This is a genomic window from Amycolatopsis sp. SID8362, from assembly GCF_010550475.1.
Taxonomy (GTDB): domain Bacteria; phylum Actinomycetota; class Actinomycetes; order Mycobacteriales; family Pseudonocardiaceae; genus Amycolatopsis; species Amycolatopsis eburnea.
On sequence record NZ_JAAGNB010000636.1, the window covers coordinates 1 to 2,501 of the forward strand.

The 2,501-nt window shown below is 73.1% G+C and carries 2 protein-coding genes; one reads left to right on the forward strand and one right to left on the reverse strand.

Going from position 1 to position 2,501, the window contains the following annotated elements:
- Positions 1-1,630, reverse strand: a 1,630-nt coding sequence (locus tag G3I65_RS19900) for a thioredoxin domain-containing protein (RefSeq protein WP_160697446.1), incomplete at its 3' end; no start/stop codon positions are given.
- A 65-nt stretch (positions 1,631-1,695) separates the two neighbouring features.
- Here G3I65_RS19900 and G3I65_RS19905 point away from each other — a divergent pair.
- On the forward strand, positions 1,696-2,501 hold an 806-nt coding region (locus G3I65_RS19905), incomplete at its 3' end, for a 3' terminal RNA ribose 2'-O-methyltransferase Hen1 (RefSeq protein WP_160697447.1).

Here is a 2,501-nt window from a genome sequence, read left to right on the forward strand (position 1 = left end):
CCGCGTGCCCGGCCAGCGCGGACGCCGTCAGCAACGCGCCGGCCAGCGCCGACGCCCCCGCCGGGCTCGCGTTGTCGCCCGGGTCGGCCGGGCGCTGGACCAGCGTCTCGGCGTCGTCGGCGGTGTCGAAGTACGCGCCGGGGACGTCCGGGGACGCGAAGTGCGCCAGCGCCAGGTCGAGCAGCAGCGTCGCCTCGGTGAGCCACTTCGCCGCGCCGGTCGCCTGGTGCAGGGCGAGGAACCCGTCGGCGACGCAGGCGTAGTCCTCGAGCACCCCGGCGGAATCGCCGACGACGCCGTCGCGCGAACTGCGCCGCAGCCGCCCGTCGACGACGTGCACCCGCAGCAGCAATTCGGCCGCCTCGACCGCGCCATCGATCCACTGTGGACGATCGAACGCCACACCCGCTTCGGCCAGCGCCTTGATCGCCAGGCCGTTCCAGGACGCGATCACCTTGTCGTCCCGGCCCGGCTGCGGCCGCCGGTGCCGCGCCGCCAGCAGGGGAACCCGGATCGACTCCGGCAGCTCGCCGAACAGGCGCAACGTCGACGTCCCGTGCTCGAAGGTCCCTTCCTCGGTGACGCCGAACAGCTCGGCGGCCGCGTCGGCGTCGTCGCCGAGCACCTCCCGCAGCTGCTCCGGCGTCCAGACGTACGTCAGCCCTTCGACGCCGTCGGTGTCCGCGTCCAGCGACGACGCGAAGCCACCCTCCGGCGTCCGCAGGCCGTCGAAGAGGAACTCCGCGGTCCCGGTGGCCACTCGCGACGCCGTGGCCGAGCCGGTGCGGCGCCAGAGGTGCGCGTAGAAGCCGAGCAGCAACGCGTTGTCGTACAACATCTTTTCGAAGTGCGGCACGAGCCACTCGGCATCGACGGAGTAGCGCGCGAAGCCGCCGGCGAGCTGGTCGTACAGGCCACCGCGGGCCATCGCCTCCGCCGTCTTGTCCACAAGGGACAGCGCGGTCGCCGACCCGGTCCGTTCGTGGTGGCGCAGCAGGAACTCGAGCACCATCGACGGCGGGAACTTCGGCGCGCGGCCGAACCCGCCGTTGACCGGGTCCGCCTCCTGCGCCAGTTTCGCGACCGCACCGTCGAGCACCGCTTCGTCCACAACGGACTCCTTGAGCGGGCCGGTCTGCTCGGCGAGGTGCGCGACGATCTGCTTCGCGCCCTCGAGCAGCTCGTCCGGCCGCTCGCCCCACGCCTCGGCGACGGCGGCCAGCAGCTGCCGGAACGACGGCATGCCCGGCCGCGGCGACGGCGGGTAGTAGGTGCCGCAGTGGAACGGCTCGCCGTCCGGGGTCAGGAAGCAGGTCATCGGCCAGCCGCCCTGCCCGGTCATCGCCTGCGTCGCGGCCATGTACACCGCGTCGATGTCGGGCCGTTCCTCGCGGTCGACCTTGATGTTGACGAAGTGCGCGTTCATCACCGCGGCCGTTTCGGCGTCCTCGAACGACTCGTGCGCCATGACGTGGCACCAGTGGCACGCGGCGTAGCCGACGGAAAGCAGGATCGGCACGTTCCGCCGCCGCGCCTCGGCGAGCGCGTCCGGACCCCACTGCCACCACTCGACCGGGTTGTCCGCGTGCTGGAGCAGGTACGGGCTGGTCGCACTGGCGAGGCGGTTCATGCCTTCAGGGTCGCACCCCGGAAAAGCGGACGCGCGGTCACCGGGTGGTCCGCCACACTGGGCCGGTGCTGCTGACCATCACCACGACCCGGAACCCGGCCACCGACTTGGGCTTTCTCCTCCACAAGCACCCGGAGAAAGCGCAGTCGGTCGCGCTCTCGGCCGGCACCGCGCACGTCTTCTACCCGGAAGCCGGGGCGGCGCGGTGCACGGCCGCGCTGTTCGTGGAGATCGACCCGGTCGGGCTGGTCCGCGGCGGCGGCACGGCGCTGACCCAGTACGTCAACGACCGGCCCTACGCCGGCGGCTCGTACCTGGCGGTCGCGCTGCGGGCCGCGTACACGACGGCGCTCGCGGGGCGCTGCACCGCGCGCCCGGAGCTGGTCGACGAGCTCTTCGACCTCGAGGTCCGCGTGCCGTCGCTGTCCGCGCGCGGCGGGCCCGAGGCCGTGCGCAAGCTGTTCGAGCCGCTCGGCTGGCACGTCGCGGCCACACCGATCCCGCTCGACCCGCAGTTCCCGCAGTGGGGCGAAAGCCGTTACGTCGACCTGACGCTGACCGGCACCCACCGCGTCGGCGACGCGCTGCGGCACCTCTACGTGCTGCTCCCCGCGCTCGACGGCGACAAGCACTACTGGGTCGGCCAAGACGAGGCCGACAAGCTGCTGCGCGCCGGCGAAGGCTGGCTCGCCGGGCACCCCGAGCGGGAGCTCATCGCGAACCGCTACCTCGAGCGGCGCCGCCCGGTGGTGAACTACGCGCTTTCGCGGCTGGCCGAGGGCGACGACGTCCCGGCGGAGGCCGAGGCACGGGTCACCGAGCTGCCGGACCGGCCCGAGAGCCTCGCGGCGCAGCGCCACGGCAGCGTGCT